At 29.8% G+C, this 19607-nt stretch carries 18 protein-coding genes and 1 riboswitch; of the genes, 6 read left to right on the top strand and 12 right to left on the bottom strand.

What is annotated here, in order from left to right:
• Window positions 1-13: 13 nt before the first annotated feature.
• Entirely contained in the window at window positions 14-1831 is a 1818-nt protein-coding gene (locus tag L8U41_RS03565; RefSeq protein ID WP_263727838.1) for an ammonia-forming cytochrome c nitrite reductase subunit c552, read from the top strand.
• 27 nt (window positions 1832-1858) lie between these two features.
• Here L8U41_RS03565 and thiC read toward each other — a convergent pair whose 3' ends face one another.
• The 3 genes from thiC to rpe form a co-directional block, all read right to left on the bottom strand.
• Entirely contained in the window at window positions 1859-3157 is a 1299-nt protein-coding gene (gene thiC, locus L8U41_RS03570) for a phosphomethylpyrimidine synthase ThiC (protein ID WP_258107586.1), read from the bottom strand.
• Between the two features lie 44 nt (window positions 3158-3201).
• Window positions 3202-3306: riboswitch (TPP riboswitch) on the bottom strand.
• Between the two features lie 32 nt (window positions 3307-3338).
• Entirely contained in the window at window positions 3339-4103 is a 765-nt protein-coding gene (locus tag L8U41_RS03575; protein ID WP_263682095.1) for a 3'-5' exonuclease, read from the bottom strand.
• Complete coding sequence (gene rpe / locus L8U41_RS03580) at window positions 4100-4747, bottom strand: ribulose-phosphate 3-epimerase (protein ID WP_263727839.1); 648 nt, start codon at window positions 4745-4747, stop codon at window positions 4100-4102. Before rpe ends, L8U41_RS03575 begins: the two co-directional genes overlap by 4 nt.
• 142 nt (window positions 4748-4889) lie before the next feature.
• Here rpe and rpmB point away from each other — a divergent pair, with 142 nt between their 5' ends.
• From rpmB to L8U41_RS03600, 4 genes are read left to right on the top strand one after another with little or no spacing between them, the layout of a single operon-like run.
• On the top strand, window positions 4890-5084 hold the full coding sequence (gene rpmB, locus L8U41_RS03585) for a 50S ribosomal protein L28 (RefSeq protein ID WP_012661734.1): 195 nt from the start codon (window positions 4890-4892) through the stop codon (window positions 5082-5084).
• 25 nt (window positions 5085-5109) lie between these two features.
• Window positions 5110-6237, top strand: coding sequence for a potassium channel family protein (locus L8U41_RS03590; RefSeq protein WP_263678769.1), 1128 nt, complete (start codon window positions 5110-5112; stop codon window positions 6235-6237).
• A 47-nt stretch (window positions 6238-6284) separates the two neighbouring features.
• Window positions 6285-6500, top strand: coding sequence for a YdcH family protein (locus L8U41_RS03595; RefSeq protein WP_012661736.1), 216 nt, complete (start codon window positions 6285-6287; stop codon window positions 6498-6500).
• 33 nt (window positions 6501-6533) lie between these two features.
• Window positions 6534-7661 (top strand): methyl-accepting chemotaxis protein, encoded by a 1128-nt coding sequence (locus L8U41_RS03600; RefSeq protein ID WP_263727840.1) that lies wholly within the window; start codon window positions 6534-6536, stop codon window positions 7659-7661.
• 8 nt (window positions 7662-7669) lie between these two features.
• On the opposite strand, the gene L8U41_RS03605 is transcribed toward L8U41_RS03600, so the two are convergent.
• The 3 genes from L8U41_RS03605 to groES form a co-directional block, all read right to left on the bottom strand.
• Window positions 7670-8239 (bottom strand): NUDIX domain-containing protein, encoded by a 570-nt coding sequence (locus tag L8U41_RS03605; RefSeq protein ID WP_263678772.1) that lies wholly within the window; start codon window positions 8237-8239, stop codon window positions 7670-7672.
• Window positions 8240-8356: 117 nt separating this feature from the next.
• Entirely contained in the window at window positions 8357-9994 is a 1638-nt protein-coding gene (gene groL, locus L8U41_RS03610) for a chaperonin GroEL (RefSeq protein WP_070256698.1), read from the bottom strand.
• A 13-nt stretch (window positions 9995-10007) separates the two neighbouring features.
• Complete coding sequence (groES, locus tag L8U41_RS03615) at window positions 10008-10268, bottom strand: co-chaperone GroES (RefSeq protein ID WP_039626536.1); 261 nt, start codon at window positions 10266-10268, stop codon at window positions 10008-10010.
• Between the two features lie 162 nt (window positions 10269-10430).
• Here groES and L8U41_RS03620 point away from each other — a divergent pair, with 162 nt between their 5' ends.
• Window positions 10431-12974 (top strand): hypothetical protein, encoded by a 2544-nt coding sequence (locus tag L8U41_RS03620; protein ID WP_263727841.1) that lies wholly within the window; start codon window positions 10431-10433, stop codon window positions 12972-12974.
• Window positions 12975-13003: 29 nt separating this feature from the next.
• Here the strand turns inward: L8U41_RS03620 and hpf are convergent, their stop codons facing one another.
• The 6 genes from hpf to L8U41_RS03650 all read right to left on the bottom strand — a co-directional run bounded on the left by hpf (window position 13004) and on the right by L8U41_RS03650 (window position 19606).
• The gene (gene hpf / locus L8U41_RS03625; protein WP_012661742.1) at window positions 13004-13522 is read right to left on the bottom strand and encodes a ribosome hibernation-promoting factor, HPF/YfiA family; all 519 of its coding nucleotides are present in this window, start codon (window positions 13520-13522) and stop codon (window positions 13004-13006) included.
• A gap of 78 nt (window positions 13523-13600) precedes the next feature.
• Window positions 13601-14281 carry an endonuclease III domain-containing protein gene (locus L8U41_RS03630; RefSeq protein WP_263727842.1) on the bottom strand — a complete coding sequence of 227 codons (681 nt, stop codon included), beginning with the start codon at window positions 14279-14281 and terminating at the stop codon, window positions 13601-13603.
• The gene (locus L8U41_RS03635; RefSeq protein WP_263727843.1) at window positions 14278-17217 is read right to left on the bottom strand and encodes a DEAD/DEAH box helicase; all 2940 of its coding nucleotides are present in this window, start codon (window positions 17215-17217) and stop codon (window positions 14278-14280) included. Before L8U41_RS03635 ends, L8U41_RS03630 begins: the two co-directional genes overlap by 4 nt.
• A complete protein-coding gene (locus tag L8U41_RS03640) occupies window positions 17207-17611 on the bottom strand; it encodes a bactofilin family protein (RefSeq protein WP_263682088.1) in 405 nt (134 codons plus the stop codon). Before L8U41_RS03640 ends, L8U41_RS03635 begins: the two co-directional genes overlap by 11 nt.
• Window positions 17539-18450, bottom strand: a complete 912-nt coding sequence (locus tag L8U41_RS03645) for a M23 family metallopeptidase (RefSeq protein ID WP_263727878.1) — start codon at window positions 18448-18450, stop codon at window positions 17539-17541. The genes L8U41_RS03640 and L8U41_RS03645 overlap by 73 nt, the downstream gene beginning before the upstream one ends.
• Window positions 18437-19606 carry a Mur ligase family protein gene (locus L8U41_RS03650; protein ID WP_263727844.1) on the bottom strand — a complete coding sequence of 390 codons (1170 nt, stop codon included), beginning with the start codon at window positions 19604-19606 and terminating at the stop codon, window positions 18437-18439. The genes L8U41_RS03645 and L8U41_RS03650 overlap by 14 nt, the downstream gene beginning before the upstream one ends.
• Window position 19607 lies beyond the last annotated feature (1 nt).

Raw genomic sequence — 19607 nt, forward strand, 5'->3', positions numbered from 1 at the left:
AAAGGAGTAATTAATGAATAATAAAGGCATTTTATATAGTGCTATAAGTGCTACTATAGTAGCTATTGCGGGCGTATTGTGGTTAAATCAAGATATCACAGCTAAAACAAATGATTCAGTAGGTGGAATCATTTCTCAAGAAATTGTAAAACTTGGCGATGAAAACCCTACTTTTGATTATTGGGGAAAGAATTTTCCTGATTATTTAGATATGCATACAGCAGTGGAAAAACAAGCACCTAATGCAACAGAATTTGGTGGAAATTTAGCTTATTCAAAACTAATCCGCTATCCACAACTAACTGTTCTTTGGGCGGGTTATCCATTTAGCATTGATGCTAATGAAGAAAGAGGACACTTTTGGGTTCAAGTAGATCAAATGGATACAGCTAGAAATAACAAAGATTTCTTAAATGCACATGGCTTTGCAGGATTTGGTGGTCAACCAACAGCTTGTATGAATTGCCATAGCGGATGGACTCCTTGGCTTTTAAACAACACTGCAAAAGGTGATTGGGTGGCATTTAACTCTGCAAAATATTGGACTATGATTAAAACAGTTCCTGCGGTAAATGGAGCTAAAGAAAACTCGCCTGAGCACAGTGGACCTCATGGTGGAAAAAGAATGGGTGTAACATGTGCAGATTGTCACAACCCAACAGATATGAGTTTAAGACTTACAAGACCAGCTTTAATTAATGCATTAATTTCAAGAGGCTATGAGGCAGATGAAAAACAAGGCATTAAAGCTTCAAGAAGCGAGATGAGAACTTTAGTATGCTCTCAATGTCATGTTGAATATTATTTCAAACCAACAGGTACTAAAGTAAAAACTATCGGTGAAAGTATTGCTAATGATAGTTCTAAAAAATGGTGGAATGGTACACAAAAAACTTATGATGAATTTGACTCTTGGAGAGATGGAAATAAACCAATTGAAATTGAGGTTGATGGTATAGAGTTAACCTATCCATGGAGTGAGTGGAAAAAAGGTGAGCCATTTAGAATAGAAATGTTTGATGATTATTATGAAAAAAATAGAAAAAATTTCCCAAGTGATTGGGTTCATAAAATCACTAAAGCACCTATGTTGAAAATTCAACACCCAGAAAGCGAGCTTTATAGTGGTGGAGTACATGCTGCAAATGGTGTAAGTTGCGCAGATTGTCACATGCCTTATATTAGAAAAGGTGCAAAAAAAGTTACCAACCATAACATCACCTCGCCTTTAGTTGATATTAATTCAGCTTGTAAAACTTGCCATACTCAAAGCGAAAGCTATCTAGCTAAACAAGTAAAAGATATTCAAAATTCAGTAGCTCATGATTTAAGAACAGCTGAATATTCTTTAGTAAGCTTGATTAAAGACGTAGAAACTATTCGCGCAGAGCTTGGAAAAATGCCTAAATTCCAAACTAATGGCAAAGCAGATGATGCTAAAATTTCAGCTGAATTAAAAGAAGTATTAGAACTGCATAGAAAATCTCAAGTAAGAGCAGACTTTGTAGGTGCTGAAAACTCAACAGGATTCCATAATCCTAGAGAAGCTTCAAGAATGCTTTTACAATCAGTTGATATGTCAAGACAAGGACAAACTAAATTAGTAGAAATTGCGGCCAAAAATGGTATTAAAGATTTCAAAACTTCAAATTTAGGTTTTGAAGATATTCAAAAATTAAATCCAGGTGAAATTCACTATAAAGTAGATCTAAATGGCAACAAAGCAGGAGACCGCTACTATAAACACCAAGAAGTAAATGGTAATCCACCAGCAAAACTTCTTGAAGATGATAAAAATCTAAAACCTTATAATTATAAAGTAATAGATTAATCAAACTAAACCCTCATGATCGAGGGTTTATTCTTTTATCAAACTTACATCCTCACCTTTTAAAATTTTATTCATAGTGTTCATAGCACACATTTTTCCACACATTGAACAAGAATTAAGTTCTTCAGGCTTTCTTTCATTAAACATTTTCTTAGCCTTTTCTCCATCAATTGCCAATTTAAACATTTTTTCCCAATCAATATCTTGTCTAGCTTTACTCATTTCATCATCTATTTTTCTTTCTTTAGGAAGTTTGGCTATATCTCCTGCATGAGCTGCTATTTTAGTCGCTACTATACCATCTCTTACATCTTCTAAATTTGGAAGTCTTAAATGCTCAGCAGGGGTTACATAGCAAAGTATATCAGCACCAGCTGCTGCTGCAACTGCTCCGCCGATTGCTCCACTTATATGATCATATCCTGCGCCTATATCAGTAACCAAAGGCCCTAAGACATAAAAAGGCGCGCCGTTGCAAATTCTTTTTTCAAGTTGCATATTAGCTTCTATTTCATTAATAGCCATATGGCCAGGTCCTTCTATCATCACTTGTACATCTTGAGCCCATGCTCTTTTAGTTAATAACGAAAGTTCGATAAGTTCAGCAATTTGAGCTCCATCACTTGCATCATGAGTGCAACCAGGTCTTAGCGCATCACCCAAAGAAAGTGTCACATCAAATTCCTTACATATAGCGAGTAAATCATCATAATATTCATAGAAGGGATTTTCAGCATCATTCATTTGCATCCAAGCATAAAGAACTGAACCTCCTCTTGAAACTATATTAGTAATCCTATCACACTCTTTAAAAACTCTAGCAGCACGAGAATTTATCCCTGCATGAATTGTCATAAAATCCACTCCACTTTTAGCATGATGATACACTACATCTAAAAAATCTTTTGCCTTAATATCTTTTAAATCTTTTTCTAAAAATCCAACCGCATCATAAACAGGCACCGTGCCTATCATAGCTTTTGAAGTGGCAATTAGCTCATCTCTAAAACGACTGGTTTTACCATAATTACTAAGATCCATAATAGCTTCTATATTAAATTTATGAGCCAACTCTACCTTTTTCATTTCTTCGCTATAATCTACACAATCATTTGAAACACCTAAATTTACATTTACTTTTGTTTTAAGTCCATAGCCAATACCATTTGGGTCTAGTGCTTTATGGTTGATATTTGCAGGAATGATAATTTTTCCACATGCTATATTTTCAAGCAAAAAATCTTCACTTACTTGCTCTTTTTGTGCAACAATTTGCATTTGTTTTGTAAAAATTCCTTCTTTTGCATAAGACATTTGAGTTTTCATTTAAATTTATCCTTAAAATAAAATTTGGATAAATGAAGGGTATGTGAGTAGTTGATAAATTATCCCAACGCTAGCATTACCTAGTTCTGGTGCGGTCTAAGCTTTTAGCTTACTCTCAGCCTGTATCACAAGCTCCCGTCATTTATGCAAAGCAAGTATAGCAATAAATACAAAACAAAGTTTATTTTTTTATTTGATTTTTAGCTTGCTTGCTAAAATGTAACAATTCTTCGGTAGTTTTTATATAAAAAGGAATTTTTTTAAGACAGTATTTTAAAATTTCACTTGCAGCCAAAGCATCACTTAAGGCTCTATGATGCTTACTTTCAATACACAAAAACTCTTTTAGCGCATCAAGACCGTATTTTGGACTTTCAATACACTTTTTAGCTAAATCAATAGTACATAATCTTCTATTTAAAAGCACCCCAAAATCATTTTCATACATAGCTTTAGATATAAAATGATAATCAAAACGCACATTGTGTGCTACAAAAATACTATCTTTTAAAAATAATTTAAAATCATTTAACACAGTTTTTAAAGAAGGTGCATTTTCTACCATATCCAAACTAATCCCTGTTAATTCTGTAATATTTTCAGGTATGCTTTCTACTTTTATAAAACTCTCAAATCTATCAATTTCTTTATAATTTTGAATTTTAACCGCACCTATTTCTAAAATTTGACCACTTTTTATCCCACCAGTGCTTTCAATATCTACTACACAAAAAATCTCATCTTTTATTTTTGTATTTTTACTTTTTAAGCACAAGCAATTTTGTGCATTAAGCTTCACTCCTAGTCCTAAAAGCTCAAAAATATATAAATCAAACTCATAATGATTTAATTCTTCTATTTTTGCAAGTTCTTTTAAAACCCAAGGAAAAGGTTTGTTTTCTTTGCTTAGCTTGATGATTAAATCATCGATTTGTTGTTGGCTCAAAATTCAAGCTTTAAAGAATTAATTGCTGTTTTTTTATCTTGCGAGGAAAAGATATAACTACCTGCGACTAAAATATCAGCTCCTGCTTCATCTAAATCAGGCGCATTTAAACCATTTACCCCACCATCTACTTCTATAAAAACTTTAAGATTTTTCCTATCTATCATTTCTCTTAACTGTCTAATTTTATCATACACTAAAGGTAAAAAATTTTGCCCGCCAAAGCCTGGATTAACACTCATTAAAAGCACCATATCTACAAATTCTAAAATATGCTCTATACTTGAAACTGGAGTATGTGGATTTAAAACAATAGCAGGGTGAATACCATTTTTTCTTATATACTCACACACCCTAATAGGATGATTTTCAGCTTCTAAATGAAAACTAATAAATTTTGGCTTTATTGGGATAAATAAATCTACAAAACTACTAACATTATGCACCATTAAATGCACATCTAAAGGCACTGGAGTAATTTTTGAAATATTTTCAATCACACAAGGACCAAAAGTAAGATTTGGTACAAAATGCCCATCCATCACATCAATGTGCAACAAATCAGCCCCTGCTTCACACACATCTTTAATCTCGTTTTCCAAATTTAAAAAATTTGCAGACAATAAACTTGGCGCTACATACATTTTATATCTCCAATAAAAGTAAAAAATAATTTTATCATACTTATTATCAAATTTTCTTTATGTATTTTTGATAATATTTGATTTTTTTAAGCTTGTTTTAGATACAATGCTAAAAATTATTTTTATTTCATAAGGAAAATTTATGTCAAGAATTTGCCAAATTACAGGAAAAGGACCTATGGTAGGTAACAATGTTAGCCATGCTAACAATAAAACAAAAAGACGCTTTTTGCCAAATTTAAGAACAGTTCGTATTACTTTAGAAGATGGAACTACTAGAAAAGTTAGAGTTGCTGCTTCAACTTTAAGAACACTTAAAAAGCAAAGTAGTAAATAATCCTTAATGTAAATGAGGAATTACTATGTCTTTTTTAAAAAAGCTACAAAAATTCCTCAATTGGTCTCCCTCTCCAAAACCTTCAATTAATCTCAATGATGAGCTTTATGAGCAACTTAAATTTTTAAGAATTCCTCTTATTGCCGTTGTTGTTATGACATTAATTGGGGCTTTTGGTTATATGCTCACAAGTAATTACAACCTTAACGATGCTATTTATCAAGCCGGTATGACTTTTACCACTTTGGGTTATACTGAAGTTAATCCCATACCAACAGCGGGTAGAATTTTTACTGTTGTATATGTACTATTAACTTTTACAATATTTACTTTTTGTATGGGTTTAGTAATAGAAATAGTAAAAAAAGGTGTTTTGTCTAAAATTATCAAGGAAAGAAGAATGCTGCATAAAGTTGCAAGATTAAAAAATCATTTTGTAATATGCTACCATAATGATTTTACCATAGAATTAGCACAGCAATTTAGAGAAAATCATATTCCTTTTGTTGTGGTTGATGAAGTTGAAAATTTCAGCGAGATTGCTGAAAAATATAATTATCCTTATTATATAGAAAGCGCACCTCATACTAATACAGCCTTTTTAAAAACCAATCTTTCTAGCGCAAAAGGCGTAATAACCCTTAGTAATAACATAGCAGATAATATTGCTATCATTGCCTCAGTAAGATTATTTGAAAAAGAACTACAAAGAATTAATCCTTATTTTATACTAGCTAGCTCAAGCAACGAAGATGAAACAGAAAAACTTAAAAAACTTGGAGCAAATTCTATTGTTTCTGCTACAAAATTAGTTGCACAAAGACTTAGTGCGATGTCAGCAAGACCAGATATGGAAAATTTATTAGAAAATTATCTTTATAAAAAAAATAGCCCTATTGATTTAGAAGAGGTTAAAATTCCTGATGAATCATGGGTGAGATTTAAAAGATTAAAAGAAATTCATTTAAGAGATATGGCAAACGTAAGTATAGTAGGAATTTTAGAAAATAAAAAATTCACACCTATGCCAAGAGGTGATACTTTAATAGGTACTGGAGCAAAATTATTAATCGTAGGTACAGCAGATAGCATAAAAATAGCCAAAAAGATTATAAAAAACAAGCAAAAACCTGATGAGTTAAAATATATTTAACTTATTTTAAGCTATAATCAAATATTAATTTTAAAAAGGAGGCTTATATGCTACATGAATTTAGAGATTTAATTACTGAGCTAAAAGGTAAAGACATGCACTTTGATAAATTGTTTGAAGAGCACAATGAACTTGATCACAAAATCAAAGACGCAGAAGAAGGTAGAATTCATCTAGATAGCTTGGAAATTGCAAATCTTAAAAAAGAAAAACTAAGATTAAAAGATGAGCTAAACACTTATTTATCAAATTATAAAAAATAATTTCTTTCTAATTTTAACTTTCAAGGAAAAACTATGTTTGGAAAAAAAAGTCAATCAAAACAAGACTTTGAAGATTTACAAAATAAAATCAAAGAACTAGAAGAAGAAAACAAAAAACTTCTTTTAGAAAGACAAGAATTAATCGAAAAATACGAAAAGCAACTTCAAGAAGATTGTGGGAAAACTGCACTTGAAACTCGTCTTTTGGAGATGTTATTAACTGGAGTGTTAAAAGGCATTTCAAATGTACAAGGCGATATGCAAGAAAATGTAAATAAAGCTGAAATGATTTCCCAGTATTCTGACTCATCATTAAAAGATATGCAAGAATTAAATGCAATAACCCACTCTATCATATCTTCACTTCAAAGCATTATTGAATCAGCTAACCGTTCAAGAGATACAGCAGGTAATTTACACCGCAGTGTTGATGAAATCACTAATGTTATTAACTTAATCAAAGATGTATCTGATCAAACTAATCTTTTAGCACTAAATGCCGCAATTGAAGCTGCTAGAGCAGGAGAACACGGCAGAGGCTTTGCTGTTGTTGCTGATGAAGTTAGAAAACTTGCTGAAAAAACACAAAAAGCGACCTCTGAAGTAGAATTAAATATTAATCTATTAAAGCAAAATGCAGATGAAATGTATGGACAAAGTGAACAAGTAGAAAAAGTATCATTAGAATCAAATGAACATATTATAAAATTCTCTAGTAATTTTGCTCAATTAATCTCTAATGCAAATTCAACTAGCTCGCACGCTAAACGTATTGCTTCTGAAATTTTTGTTTCCTTAGCAAAATTAGATCATGTTGCTTTTAAATTAAATGGTTATAATGAAATCATTCATGCTTCAGGTAAAGCACTCTCTGATCATTTGAGTTGTAGACTTGCAAAATGGATTGCAGGTGTGGGCAAAGAAAGATTTTCTAGCGGAAGAGCTTTTGGTAAGTTAAATTTACCACACCAAAAGGTGCATGAAAATATCAACCAAGCCGTTGCCTTAGCACATAATGAAAATACAGGCAATGAATTAGTTCAAAATCAAATTCTAGATAAATGCTCAAATGCTGAAAAAGCCTCTGAAGATTTATTTGTAATCTTTAAAGAAATGCTTGATGAAAAAGACCCAAACATTGAAAATAAAGAAGAAAAATAAAGGTAAGGTTAATTCTTACCTTTAAACCACAAATACGCATATTCAAGTAAAGGGGTTTTGATAGGATTTTCTTTAGAAAATTTTTCAAAGTCTTTTCTTTTTATCCATACTGCTTGAATATCCTCTCCATCAATTCCACCACCATGACCAGTTTTATCATCTTCGGTAATTTCAGCATAAAATAAAAACTGTCTACTTACACCTGAACCAAAACCTGTATAAAACTCTCCTATTTTTTCTACAACCTTAGGAGTATAACCTAGCTCTTCAATACATTCTTCTTTAGCTATTTCGTCTAAACTCAAATTTTTATCAACAAGTCCTGAACAAAGCTCTATGCTAAATCCCATCTCATCTAATTTTAAGTTATTACGTTTTTGATAATCCCATAAAGGAATTCTAAATTGTTTTACAAAGACAAAAGAATCTTTTTGAGTATGATACAAAAAAACAGAAACACTATCCAATGCTTCTATAAAATCCCAAGTATATTTTTTATTATCTTTGCCTATATAAGTATATCTTTTAGGTTTAATGTATTTTGAGTTGGAAAATCGCTCTTCTTGTAAGTTTTTCATGTAAAATCCTTATAATTTTACATCTATTATAACAAAAATAAAAATCAGTGCAGAAAAATAAAAAAAGAGTGAGTTGCTTTATATAAAAAGCAACTCAAAAGCAACAAAAAGATGGTATTACATCATACCACCCATGCCTCCCATACCGCCCATGCCACTCATATCAGGCATAGCAGGTTTATCCTCTTTGATTTCACTAATTGTAGCTTCAGTTGTTAAAAGCATACTAGCTACTGAAACTGCATTAAGCAAAGCCACTCTTTCTACTTTAACAGGATCAATAATACCGCTTTCAAGCATATTTACATATTCACCTTTTGCAGCATCAAAACCGGTATTTTCTTCTTTACTATTTTCTACTGTATTTACAACCACACCAGCATCAAATCCAGCATTTTCAGCAATTTGTCTTAAAGGTGCTCTTAAAGCTCTTTCTACAATAGCAGCACCAATAGCCTCATCACCTTGCAAATTCAAGCTGATTTTTGATTTTGCTTTGATTAATGCAGCACCACCGCCTATTACTATACCTTCTTCAACAGCAGCTTTTGTAGCACTTAATGCATCATCAACTCTATCTTTTTTCTCTTTCATTTCAGTTTCAGTAGCAGCACCAACTTTAATCACCGCTACACCACCGCTTAACTTAGCTAGTCTTTCTTGTAGTTTTTCTCTATCATAATCTGAGCTTGTTTCAGCAATTTGAGCTTTGATTTGATTAATTCTTGCATCAATATTTGCTTTTTCACCTGCGCCATTTACAATAGTTGTATTATCTTTGTCAATAATCACGCTTGAAGCTTGACCTAAATCTTGGATACTAGCACTTTCTAAAGTTCTTCCAAGCTCTTCAGAAATCACTTCACCGCCTGTTAAAATAGCAATATCTTCAAGCATAGCTTTTCTTCTATCGCCAAATCCAGGAGCTTTAACTGCTGAAATATTTAAAACACCTCTTAATTTATTTACAACTAAAGTTGCTAAAGCTTCACCTTCAATGTCTTCAGCTATAATTAAAAGTGGTTTTCCTGTTTTTTGAATTTGCTCTAAAATTGGTAATAAATCTTTTAAATTAGCAATTTTTTTATCAAATAACAAAATAAATGGATTTTGCAATTCAGCTGTCATTTTTTCAGTATTTGTAATAAAATATGGGCTTAAATAACCTCTATCAAATTGCATACCTTCAACCACATTTAATTCATCATTGATTGATTTTGCTTCTTCAACAGTGATAACACCATCTTTTCCAACTTTTTCCATAGCATCAGCGATTAAATTTCCGATTTTCTCATCTGAATTTGCAGAAATTGTTGCAACTTGAGCAATTTCTTTTTTGTCTTTAACTTCACGAGAAAGTTTTTTAAGTTCAGCTACTATAGCTTCACAAGCTTTATCCATACCTCTTTTAACTTCGATAGGATTGGCACCTGCTGTGATATTTCTCAAACCTTCTTTAAAAATAGCATGCGCTAAAACTGTTGCCGTTGTTGTTCCATCGCCTGCTTGATCAGCTGTTTTACTAGCTACTTCTCTAACTAAAGAAGCACCCATATTTTCTAAAGAATCTTTTAATTCTACTTCTTTAGCCACACTCACACCATCTTTTGTGATAGTTGGAGCACCAAAGCTTTTTTGGATTAATACATTGCGACCACGTGGTCCCATGGTAACTTTTACTGCATCATTAAGTTTTTTAACACCTTCATAAAGTTTATTTCTTGCTTCATCTGAAAAAAATATTTCTTTTGCCATTTTTTATCCTTTTTTATTTAATAATCCCTAAAACATCTTCAACATTAAGAACTAAATACTCTTCATTATCAAGTTTTATTTCAGTTCCGCCGTATTTTGCAAACATTACTTTATCATTTACTTTAATATCTTCTATTTCTTTACTCACTGCAACAACTTCACCATTTAATGGTTTTTCTTTAGCATTATCTGGTATAATAATCCCAGAAGCAGTAGTTTTCATTTCTTCTAAGCGTTTTACTAAAATACGCTTTCCTAGAGGTTGAAAATTCATTTTTTATCCTTTCTAAAATGTGCTATTTTTAGCACTCTTTGTTTTTGAGTGATAGAATTATACATTAAAGAAAGTTAATTGTCAATAAATTAAGTAAAATATATCATATAAGTTTAGTCTATTACACTAAATTTTTATGATATATTATTATAAAGGTTTCTTATGAAAAAAATTCTTTACATTCTTTTAGGCGTAGTGTGCGTGGCATTATTAGCTATATATACATTATTATTTACAAGCATGGGTAATGCTTTTTTAAAGCCAAGAATCGAAACGATTATTGCTCAAAAAAGCGGTATGAATGTTAAATTTGAAAATTTTAAAATTAGTTTTTCACAACTTGACATTAAAACAAATATTGATGATAAATTTTTTACTAATATAGAAGGTGACATATCACCTTTAAGACTAGGATTTGATTTAAATTATCTTTTAGGACTTAAACAAAATTATATTCAAGAACTTGGCTTAAAAAGCGATAGAGATTTTACATTTAAAGGTAGTGCTGTAGGTAAAAGTAGTGATTTTTTAGTAAAAGGTAATGGTTTTTTGTTTGATTCTAATCTTAGCTTAGATGCAAAATTTGTTGATTTTTCTCCTATAAATCTTGAATTTATTGGAAAAAATATAGATTTAGCTCAAATTTTAGATTTTGCTAATTTACCAAGATATGCTCAAGGAAAAATTAGTATTATAAGTGATATACAAGCTAAAGATTTAAAACCAAATGGTAATGCTTTGATTAATTTTTACACAAGTTCTATCAACAATACTCTAATTGAAAAAGATTTCAATCTAAGCCTGCCAAAACAAAGCTATATAAAGGGTGAAATAAGATCTTTGATCCAAAACAATGAAGTTATTTCTAAAAGTGAAATTTTAAGCAACTTCTTCAAACTTTATACACAAAAAAGTATTTATGATATAGCAAAACAAAGCTTAACTAGTGATTTTGACATCAAAATAGATGATTTTAATCAATTTTCATCTTTAGCTAAAATGAAACTCCAAGGCAAAAGTCAAATTCAAGGTAATTTACTTTTTGCAAGCAATCAATTACAAAAATTAGATGCTAACTTGCTGGGATTTGGTGGTAGCTTAAAAGCTATTTTAGAAAATAATAATCTTAATATCAACACAACCAATATAGAAGTAGCAGAGCTTTTAAAGACTATCTCTATGCCTGCTTTTATTAATTCTAAATTAATTTTAGATTTAAAAGCGCAAGGACTTGATTTTAAAAATTTCAATCTAAATACTAGGTTAAACAATGCAAATATAAATGTTGTAGAATTTAAAAAACTAAGCAATCTTGATTTTCCAAAAACAACTTTTAATCTACAAGCTAAAGCAAATGCGAAAAATTCTTTGATTGATTATGAAGCTTTGCTTGATTCAAACATAGCAAAAATACCTCAGCTAAAAGGCTCTTATAATCTTACAAACAAAGATTTAAAAGCACAAATTAGTGCTTTTGTAGATAATCTTAACAAATTAAAACCTTTAACCAAACAAGATCTCAATGGACCTTTAAATTTAGATGCCAAAGTTGATCTTAAGGCAAATCAAATTCAAAATCTTGATGCAAATATTAAAATCATGCAAGGACTTATCAATGCAAAATCCAATGGGAAAAGTTTACAAGCGAAAGTTGATAATATAAAATTAGAACAACTTTTCCCTTTAATAGGACAAAAAGTTTTAGCATTTGGCGATGTAAATGCTGATATTGATTTAAAAACACTTGATTTTAACAATATTAATGGTGATTTTAAAGCCACTATCAATTCTTCTTTTAATGAAGTAGAATTATCCAAGCTTTTGGATAAAAAATTTCCAAAGAATACTTCAGCAAAAATCAATCTTGATGGAAAAATTTCTAAATCAATCATTGATTTTAATGCTAAAGCTCTAAGTTCATTTGCAAATATTAACTCATTAAAAGGAAATTTTGATCTTAATCAAATGGCTCTAGCAAGCACTTATAATATATCATTGCAAGATTTTTCTAAACTAGGATTTTTAGTCGATAGAAACTTAAAGGGCAAGGCTGATTTTGAAGGAAAATTTGATTTTAAAAACGCTTTAATAGATGCAAGTATTAATAGTAAAAATATATTTAACGGCTCATTAAATGCCACTTTAAAAAATAATATTTTTAACGCTAAAATGCAAAATACCGATCTTTCAAATTTAACTCAAAGCTTAGATTTGCCTGATTATTACCAAGCAAAATCAAATTTAAGCATTGACTACGATCTTTTAAAAGAAAGTGGTGTAGTGCTAATGAATTTAGCCGATGGGCAACTTAAGAAAAATCTTATCACAGGTGCTTTAATGTTACTTTTACAAAAAGATATCACTCAAGATGTATATCGCAACGGTGAAGCCAAAATAAATATCAACAAAAATCTTATAGATTTAAATTTAAACCTAGTGGCTGATAGAAGCAATATAAATATTAGCAAAGGTAAGGTTGATACAAAAAGTACCAAATTAAACATTCCTTTTAATATCATTATTGATAGAGCAAATTTCAAAGGCATTATAAAAGGAACAACACAAGATCCTAAAGTAAGTCTTGATACAAAAAGTGTTGTAAATTCTATTGTTAATACAATAGGTGGAAATGCTAGTGATGGTGCTAAAAACACAGGTAAAAAAGTAGATCAGGCAATAGATAAAATCTTTAACAAACTCTTCTAATACATCTAGCCTTAAAAAGGCTAGATTTTTTAAAATAAACCAAATTTACCATCTTTTTTCTTATATAGCACCCTCATTTTTGCATCTATGTCATTAAAAACTAAAAATATATCCTTACTTGCTTTTAGCTTTTCTAATGCTTCTTCAATTTCTAAAGGTTTGTATAGCTCAAGTTCTGTTGGAACTATCTCATCTTCCTCAATCACACTTGGCAATACTAAATTTTCTTTTATCTCATCTTGATGCTTATGAGTAATATTTTTATCATGTAATCTTCTTAAAACCTTAGAAATTCTATCAATAGCTAAATCTATAGCAGCATATAAGTCTTTATCTTTTTGCTTTACAACCACTGTATTAATACCAGCTAAGTTAATGCTAAATTCAGCCCAAAATCCTTTCTTTCCATGCCTTTCATCAGCGCTTATAACACAACGTGCAGAAATCACATCTAAGCCATATTTACTTAAAGCATCAAAGCTTTTTTCCACATACTCTTTTATAGACTCAGTTAGCTCAAATTGCTTTCCAACTATACTTGTATTCATTACTTCTCCTTTTTATGAAGTTAAATACATTATAGCACTTTAATCGTAAAAAATTAACTTTTTAAATAAAAAATAAATTTAAAATTTTAAAGGATCTAAAATAAGCGCACCATCTGCTGAAAGTTTTTTACCTTGAAAGTGTGTTTTACAAAAAGAAACAATTAAAGCATGAAAAATTTGATAAAGCTCGTATAGTTTACATTCTTTTTTTAGTAAAACACATAAATCTTGTTGATTTTTAGCTATGCCTTTTTTTAAAAAATCTGCTAATTCATCATAACTTTGACACTCATAGCCTAAATAATTAGCTATTTTTGCACTATAAGCATCAACTACTAAAACTTCTTTTTTACATATATAATTTAAAATTCCATCTACACTTTCTTGACCCAAGCCTTTAATACCTAAAAGCCATTCTCTATCTACTTCTTCTTTAAAAAGTTCAAAAGAATTAAAATTTTGAAAATATTTTTGAGTGAAATTTTTAATATATTTTGCCTTGGTATTATAAAATCCACTTGGCTTTATTAAAAGTGCTAAATCTTGAGTGCTTAAAGTTAATAAATCTTCTATCTTGGTAATATTTGCTTGTTTTAAATTTGTCAAAGCTTTTAACACATTTTTCCAGTTTGTATTTTGAGTTAAAACCACAGAAATTAAAATTTCAAACTCGCTTAAAGTATTATTTTCTAACCATTCAAAATCTTTATAGTCAATATTTGTATTAACTAAAGCTTTAAAAATTTCATATCCGCTCATGCTTTTTCACTCTTTCTTAAATGCATCAAAATAGCCTCGATCACATCATCATCGTCTTTACTTTTTGCCTTAATGACTTCCTTACTCTCATCATCTTTTACAAAACAAATATTTTGCTCATAATTACTCACTAGTTTATAATGCTTGCTAGCCAAAATTTTTATAATGATTAAATCCAAAAACTGCTTAGTAAAAATATCAGGCTTACCAAAACGATCATTCATCTCACTTTCTATCTCATAAACTTCATTAACACTCATACATTTACTAAGTCTTCTATAAAGCTCTAATCTCAAACGATCTTCGCTAATATACTCACTATTTAAAAAGGCATTGATATTAAGCTTTAGATCTATTTTTTTCTCTTTAATTTCTTCTTTTTTGCTTAGCTTATTAATTTCATCTTCTAACATTTTAAGATATAAACTATAACCAATTTGCTCTATATGTCCACTTTGATCCACGCCTAATAAATTTCCACCACCACGAATTTCTAAATCATGGTAAGCAAGCACGCTTCCTGAACCTAAATAAGAATTACTCTCCAAACTCGTAAGTCTTTTTAAAGAATCTTTTGTGATTTTTTCCTTATCTTCAATCAAAAAATAACAATACCCTTGCTTAGCACTACGCCCTACTCTTCCTCTAAGTTGGTGCAAATCAGCCATACCAAAGCGATCTGAATTTTCCACTATGATAGTGTTTGCATTTGCTAAATCAATACCACTTTCAACTATAGAAGTACAAAGCAATAAGTCATATTCTTTATTTTCAAATTTAATCATTTCTTCTTCAGTAGTTTTTGCATCAATTTTAGAATGCAAGATTAAAATTTTTAAATTTGGAAACAAATCTAAAAGATATTTTTTACACCCATCAATACTTGCTATATGATTGTGTATATAAAAAATTTGTCCTGCTCTTCTTAATTCTCTAGAAATAGCTTCTTTAATCAAAGCGTCATTACTTTCTCTAACAAAGGTACGCACATCCAAACGATCCTCAGGTGGAGTTTGTAAAACACTATATGATTTTAAAGAACTAAGAGCTTGATTTAAGCTTCTTGGTATAGGCGTTGCTGACATAGATAAAATATGGGAGTTTTTACTTAATTCTTTGAGTTTTTCTTTTTGTTTTACACCAAATTTATGCTCCTCATCTATCACAACTAAACCCAAATTTTCACACTCAACCCCTAAAAGAGAATGCGTTCCAACCACTACACAAGGCTTATTTTCTTTTAAAAACGCTAAAACTTGTTTTTTTTCTTTAGCACTAGTAAAGCGATCTAGCTTAAAAACCTCTATATTAAAAGAATCAAATCTTCGTTTTAAGGTTTTAAAATGCTGGGCTGAAAGTAAAGTAGTTGGCACAAAAAACAAAGCCGTATAGCCACTTTTTACACAAGTAAATATAGCATTCATAGCAACTTCTGTTTTACCAAAGCCCACATCACCACTTAAAAGCCTATCCATCACCTGCATACTTTTTAAATCTTGAGTGATTTCTTGACAAACTTGACTTTGATCTTTAGTATAAAAAAATCCTGCTTTATTGATAAATTCATCTTGTAATTCTTGAGAAATTTTTAATTCTTTTGCTTTTATCAAAGCTCTAGCCGCTGCTAAAGAAACTATATTTGAAGCAATGGCAAATAATTTTTCTTTTAATCTTTCTTTGATTTTTAGAAAACTTCCTTTTCCAAGCTTATCAAGTAAAGGCACGCCACCACTTGCACCGATATATTTATCAATCATATATAAATTTTCAACAGGCAATAAAAGCTTATCGTTATTTAAATACCCAAGAGTGACAAATTCTTTTTTTGCTCCTGCAATTATAATAATCTCAAGACCTAAAAATTTAGCTATACCATAATCTTCATGTACAACAAAATCCCCAACCCTAAGCTCATCTATTACCAAACTTGCTTTTCTAACTCTTTTACTTTTTTCTTTTTTATTTAAAGAGATAATAAGCTCATCTTGAGTGATTAGGTTGATTCTTTCTTGAGATATTTTTAATTTAATATTTGAAAATTCTTGTAAATTTAAAGCTTTAAACAAAGCTTCATTTTTTGCCAAAATAGTAATTTTTTTATCTTTGTGAAAAGTGAAAAAATCATGATTATAAGAACTTACCAAATCTTTACAACATCTTGGTTCAGGTAAAATATTTTGATTAATTTTACTAATATCTTCTTCAAAATCATTTATATCAAAATTTTTTATACTCACAAAATTTAAATCTAAATAATCACAAAAATCATCAACACACCAAAAGCCTAAAGAATTAACATCATTAACAATGCTTTGACTTTGAAAATTTTGAATTTTTTCTTGTAGATTTTCATATTGCTCTTGATTAAAAGCACTTAAAAATGGACAAATTTCTATATTGGAGAGTTCAGCAGGGATTGATTTTTGCGTATGTATATCAAAATATCTTATACTTTCTATCTCATCTGAAAAAAGCAAAATTCTAAAAGGTTGTTCTTCATTAATCGCAAAAATATCTATAATATCCCCGCGTATTGAAACCTCACCCTTATCTTGAACTATATCTACAAACTCATACCCACTATGTAAAATTTCTTCTTTAAATTTCTCTAAAGCAAGAAGTGAATTTCTTTTAAGAATAATGTTTTTTAGATGCTTTTTCCCGGGGAGTTTTTGCAAAATTGTTTTTATAGGAGAAATTAAAATTTTATTTTCATCTTCTTTGTGATAAGCATTTAAAACTTTACAAATTTCAAAAAGCTCTTTAGAAAAAGAGCGCAAGTCACTACCAAATTCTGCTCTAAAATCAGGTAAAACGAAAGTTTTTAAATTTAAAAATAAACAAACTTGAGCTAACTCATCTGCTTCTTTATCATTCTCACAAACTATTAACTCAGTTTTGTTACTTAATAAATATTCATATAATTTAGCTTGCATTTTCTGAATTTTCTATGCTCACATCAATAGTTGCAAGTTCTTCGTCTTTTTCAATTATTTTACTGCTTCCATTAAATTTTCCACCATTTTCAATGCTTAATTGTTTAACTATGATATTACCATTAAGCACACCACCGGATAAAATTTCCAAAGAATCAACTTGCATTTCTCCTTCAAAAACCCCATTAATCACTATCTTACTTGCCTTAACTTGTCCTTTTAAAACACCACTTTTACCTATCACTATCACATTAGAAGAATCAATCACACCTGTAATCTCTCCATCTAAATGAAGCATAGAGTCAAAATAAAATTTTCCTTCTATTTTTGCTCCGTTTGAAATGACTGTAGTTTCGGATACTGTAGCAATAGAGCCTTTATTAAAGATTGCCATGGAACTCTCCTTTCTTTATCAAATATTTGTTCATAATTTTTTCGGTTTAAATCTATAAAAATTTTAGGGTCTAAAAGTTTATTAATAAATCTAACCTCATAATGCAAATGTGGTCCAGTAGAAAGACCGGTATTTCCTGTATATCCAAGCAAATCACCTTTTTTTACAAATTGCCCTGCCTTAACAACATCTTTGCGCATCATATGTGCATATACCGTTTTAAAGCCAAAATTATGGATCAAAATCACTGAATAACCATAACCATTATTACTATATGCAGCATATTCAACTACTCCATTTGCCGGTGCATAAATAGGAGTATTTAAAGCTGCTCTTAAATCAATACCTGGATGAAACTCTTTTTTATTTAATATAGGATGATGGCGCCATCCGAAATTACCTGTGACTCCATTATCTTCTACCACATGGCCATTTGGAATTTGTGTTAAAAATAAATAGGCTTGATCGTTGGTAAGTTTAACTTTTTCCAATCTTTCTGGTATATCTAAACCCTCATCTTGCTTTAAGCCTAAATTTTCTTCAATATCTGCAAGTTGAGTTTGGAGTTCATCATACAAGGCTGTTTTTTCCTCTAAACTTTTTTGCATACTTTCATTTTGAGAAAATAATTTAGTATTTTTTGCTGACAATGCTTCTTGCTCTTTTAAAAGCTCTGAACGCTTATCTGCTAAATAATTAATATATAAAGCACCCAAAACTATAACAACAAAAACAAAAGTAGTAAAATAAATAATTACTTTTTTTATGATCTGACTTAATAAAAAATGTCTAGAACCATTTACATCTGTGATAGTTAACGTAAATTTATCTTTCATTATAGCCTCTTAAAAAATTTTCTACCAATACAAAAGAACCAAAAACTAAATACAACTCATCTTTTTTTATTTGTTCAAATTTTTGATAAGCAATATCTAATTTTTCTAAATTTTCTAGCAAAACAGAGCCTGCTAAAGGTCTGTCTTTGCTTTCATATTCATAAATTTCAACTATTTTTATTATAGGCTTTAAAGCTCTTAAAATTTTATAAGAATCTTTATCTAAAAAGCAATTATAAACCAAATGAACTTTTTTTTCCTTGAAAATTTCAGCTAAAGTTAAAGCTGCCATTTCATTATGGCCTACATCAACAAAAATATTTTGACTTATTTGCTCACACCTTCCTTTTAAATCAAGTTTTGGCAAATTACTAATGCTGCAAATCAATTCTTTTTCATTTTTGGCATAAATTTTAGAAAAAGCTTCTAAGGCTAAAAAAAGATTATCTTTTAAAAAAGTTGCTAAATTATATTTTTGAATATATTCCTGTACACAAGGATAAATAATTGTATTTTTATCTAACGCACTAATATCTAAACTAGCTTGTTTTAATTTTGCTATTTTTTGAGCCAAATTTAATACTTTTGTTTCTTGCTTATGATTAATTAAAGCTTTAGCACTCATGGCTTTTAATTTTGTTCTTGCTATTTCATCTAAGTTTTTACCCAATAAATCTTGATGATCAAAACCTATTTTAGTAAAAATACTAAAATCTATCTCAAAAACACTTGTTGCATCGTACTCTCCACCTACTCCAGCTTCTAAAATCACATAATCACAATCTTTAAAAACAAAAAATGCTAAAAATGTAGCATACTCAAAATAGCTAAGTTTTTTCACATCATCTAAAAAAACACTTTCCAATTCTTCGTGTGCTTTTTCTAAAAGCTCATTGCCTGTAATTTTTCCATTTAACCAAAATCTTTCATTAAATTCAAAAATATGTGGACTTGTATAATGCCCTACTTTACATCCTTGCTCTAAGAGTAAAAGCGCTAAAAATCTACCTGTACTTCCTTTGCCATTAGTGCCAATAATTTGAATATTTTTAGTTTTTGGGATAAATTTTTTATATTTTTCATACATACTAAACATAAAAAATCTACTGATTTTTTGTACATGCATAGTTTTTTGTGAAAGTGTTTGCTGGAATTTCATA

This window comes from Campylobacter sp. RKI_CA19_01116, from assembly GCF_025771405.1.
GTDB lineage: Bacteria > Campylobacterota > Campylobacteria > Campylobacterales > Campylobacteraceae > Campylobacter_D.

Bases quoted from the DNA above. Each gene is read 5' to 3' on its own strand.
- rpe (WP_263727839.1), bottom strand. From the start codon at position 4,747: ATGTATGTAGCGCCAAGTTTATTGTCTGCAAATTTTTTAAATTTGGAA.
- L8U41_RS03590 (WP_263678769.1), top strand. From the start codon at position 5,110: ATGTCTTTTTTAAAAAAGCTACAAAAATTCCTCAATTGGTCTCCCTCT.
- thiC (WP_258107586.1), bottom strand. From the start codon at position 3,157: ATGAAAACTCAAATGTCTTATGCAAAAGAAGGAATTTTTACAAAACAA.
- groL (WP_070256698.1), bottom strand. From the start codon at position 9,994: ATGGCAAAAGAAATATTTTTTTCAGATGAAGCAAGAAATAAACTTTAT.
- L8U41_RS03635 (WP_263727843.1), bottom strand. From the start codon at position 17,217: ATGCAAGCTAAATTATATGAATATTTATTAAGTAACAAAACTGAGTTA.
- L8U41_RS03605 (WP_263678772.1), bottom strand. From the start codon at position 8,239: ATGAAAAACTTACAAGAAGAGCGATTTTCCAACTCAAAATACATTAAA.
- hpf (WP_012661742.1), bottom strand. From the start codon at position 13,522: ATGAATACAAGTATAGTTGGAAAGCAATTTGAGCTAACTGAGTCTATA.
- groES (WP_039626536.1), bottom strand. From the start codon at position 10,268: ATGAATTTTCAACCTCTAGGAAAGCGTATTTTAGTAAAACGCTTAGAA.
- L8U41_RS03600 (WP_263727840.1), top strand. From the start codon at position 6,534: ATGTTTGGAAAAAAAAGTCAATCAAAACAAGACTTTGAAGATTTACAA.
- rpmB (WP_012661734.1), top strand. From the start codon at position 4,890: ATGTCAAGAATTTGCCAAATTACAGGAAAAGGACCTATGGTAGGTAAC.
- L8U41_RS03620 (WP_263727841.1), top strand. From the start codon at position 10,431: ATGAAAAAAATTCTTTACATTCTTTTAGGCGTAGTGTGCGTGGCATTA.
- L8U41_RS03595 (WP_012661736.1), top strand. From the start codon at position 6,285: ATGCTACATGAATTTAGAGATTTAATTACTGAGCTAAAAGGTAAAGAC.
- L8U41_RS03650 (WP_263727844.1), bottom strand. From the start codon at position 19,606: ATGAAATTCCAGCAAACACTTTCACAAAAAACTATGCATGTACAAAAA.
- L8U41_RS03640 (WP_263682088.1), bottom strand. From the start codon at position 17,611: ATGGCAATCTTTAATAAAGGCTCTATTGCTACAGTATCCGAAACTACA.
- L8U41_RS03565 (WP_263727838.1), top strand. From the start codon at position 14: ATGAATAATAAAGGCATTTTATATAGTGCTATAAGTGCTACTATAGTA.
- L8U41_RS03630 (WP_263727842.1), bottom strand. From the start codon at position 14,281: ATGAGCGGATATGAAATTTTTAAAGCTTTAGTTAATACAAATATTGAC.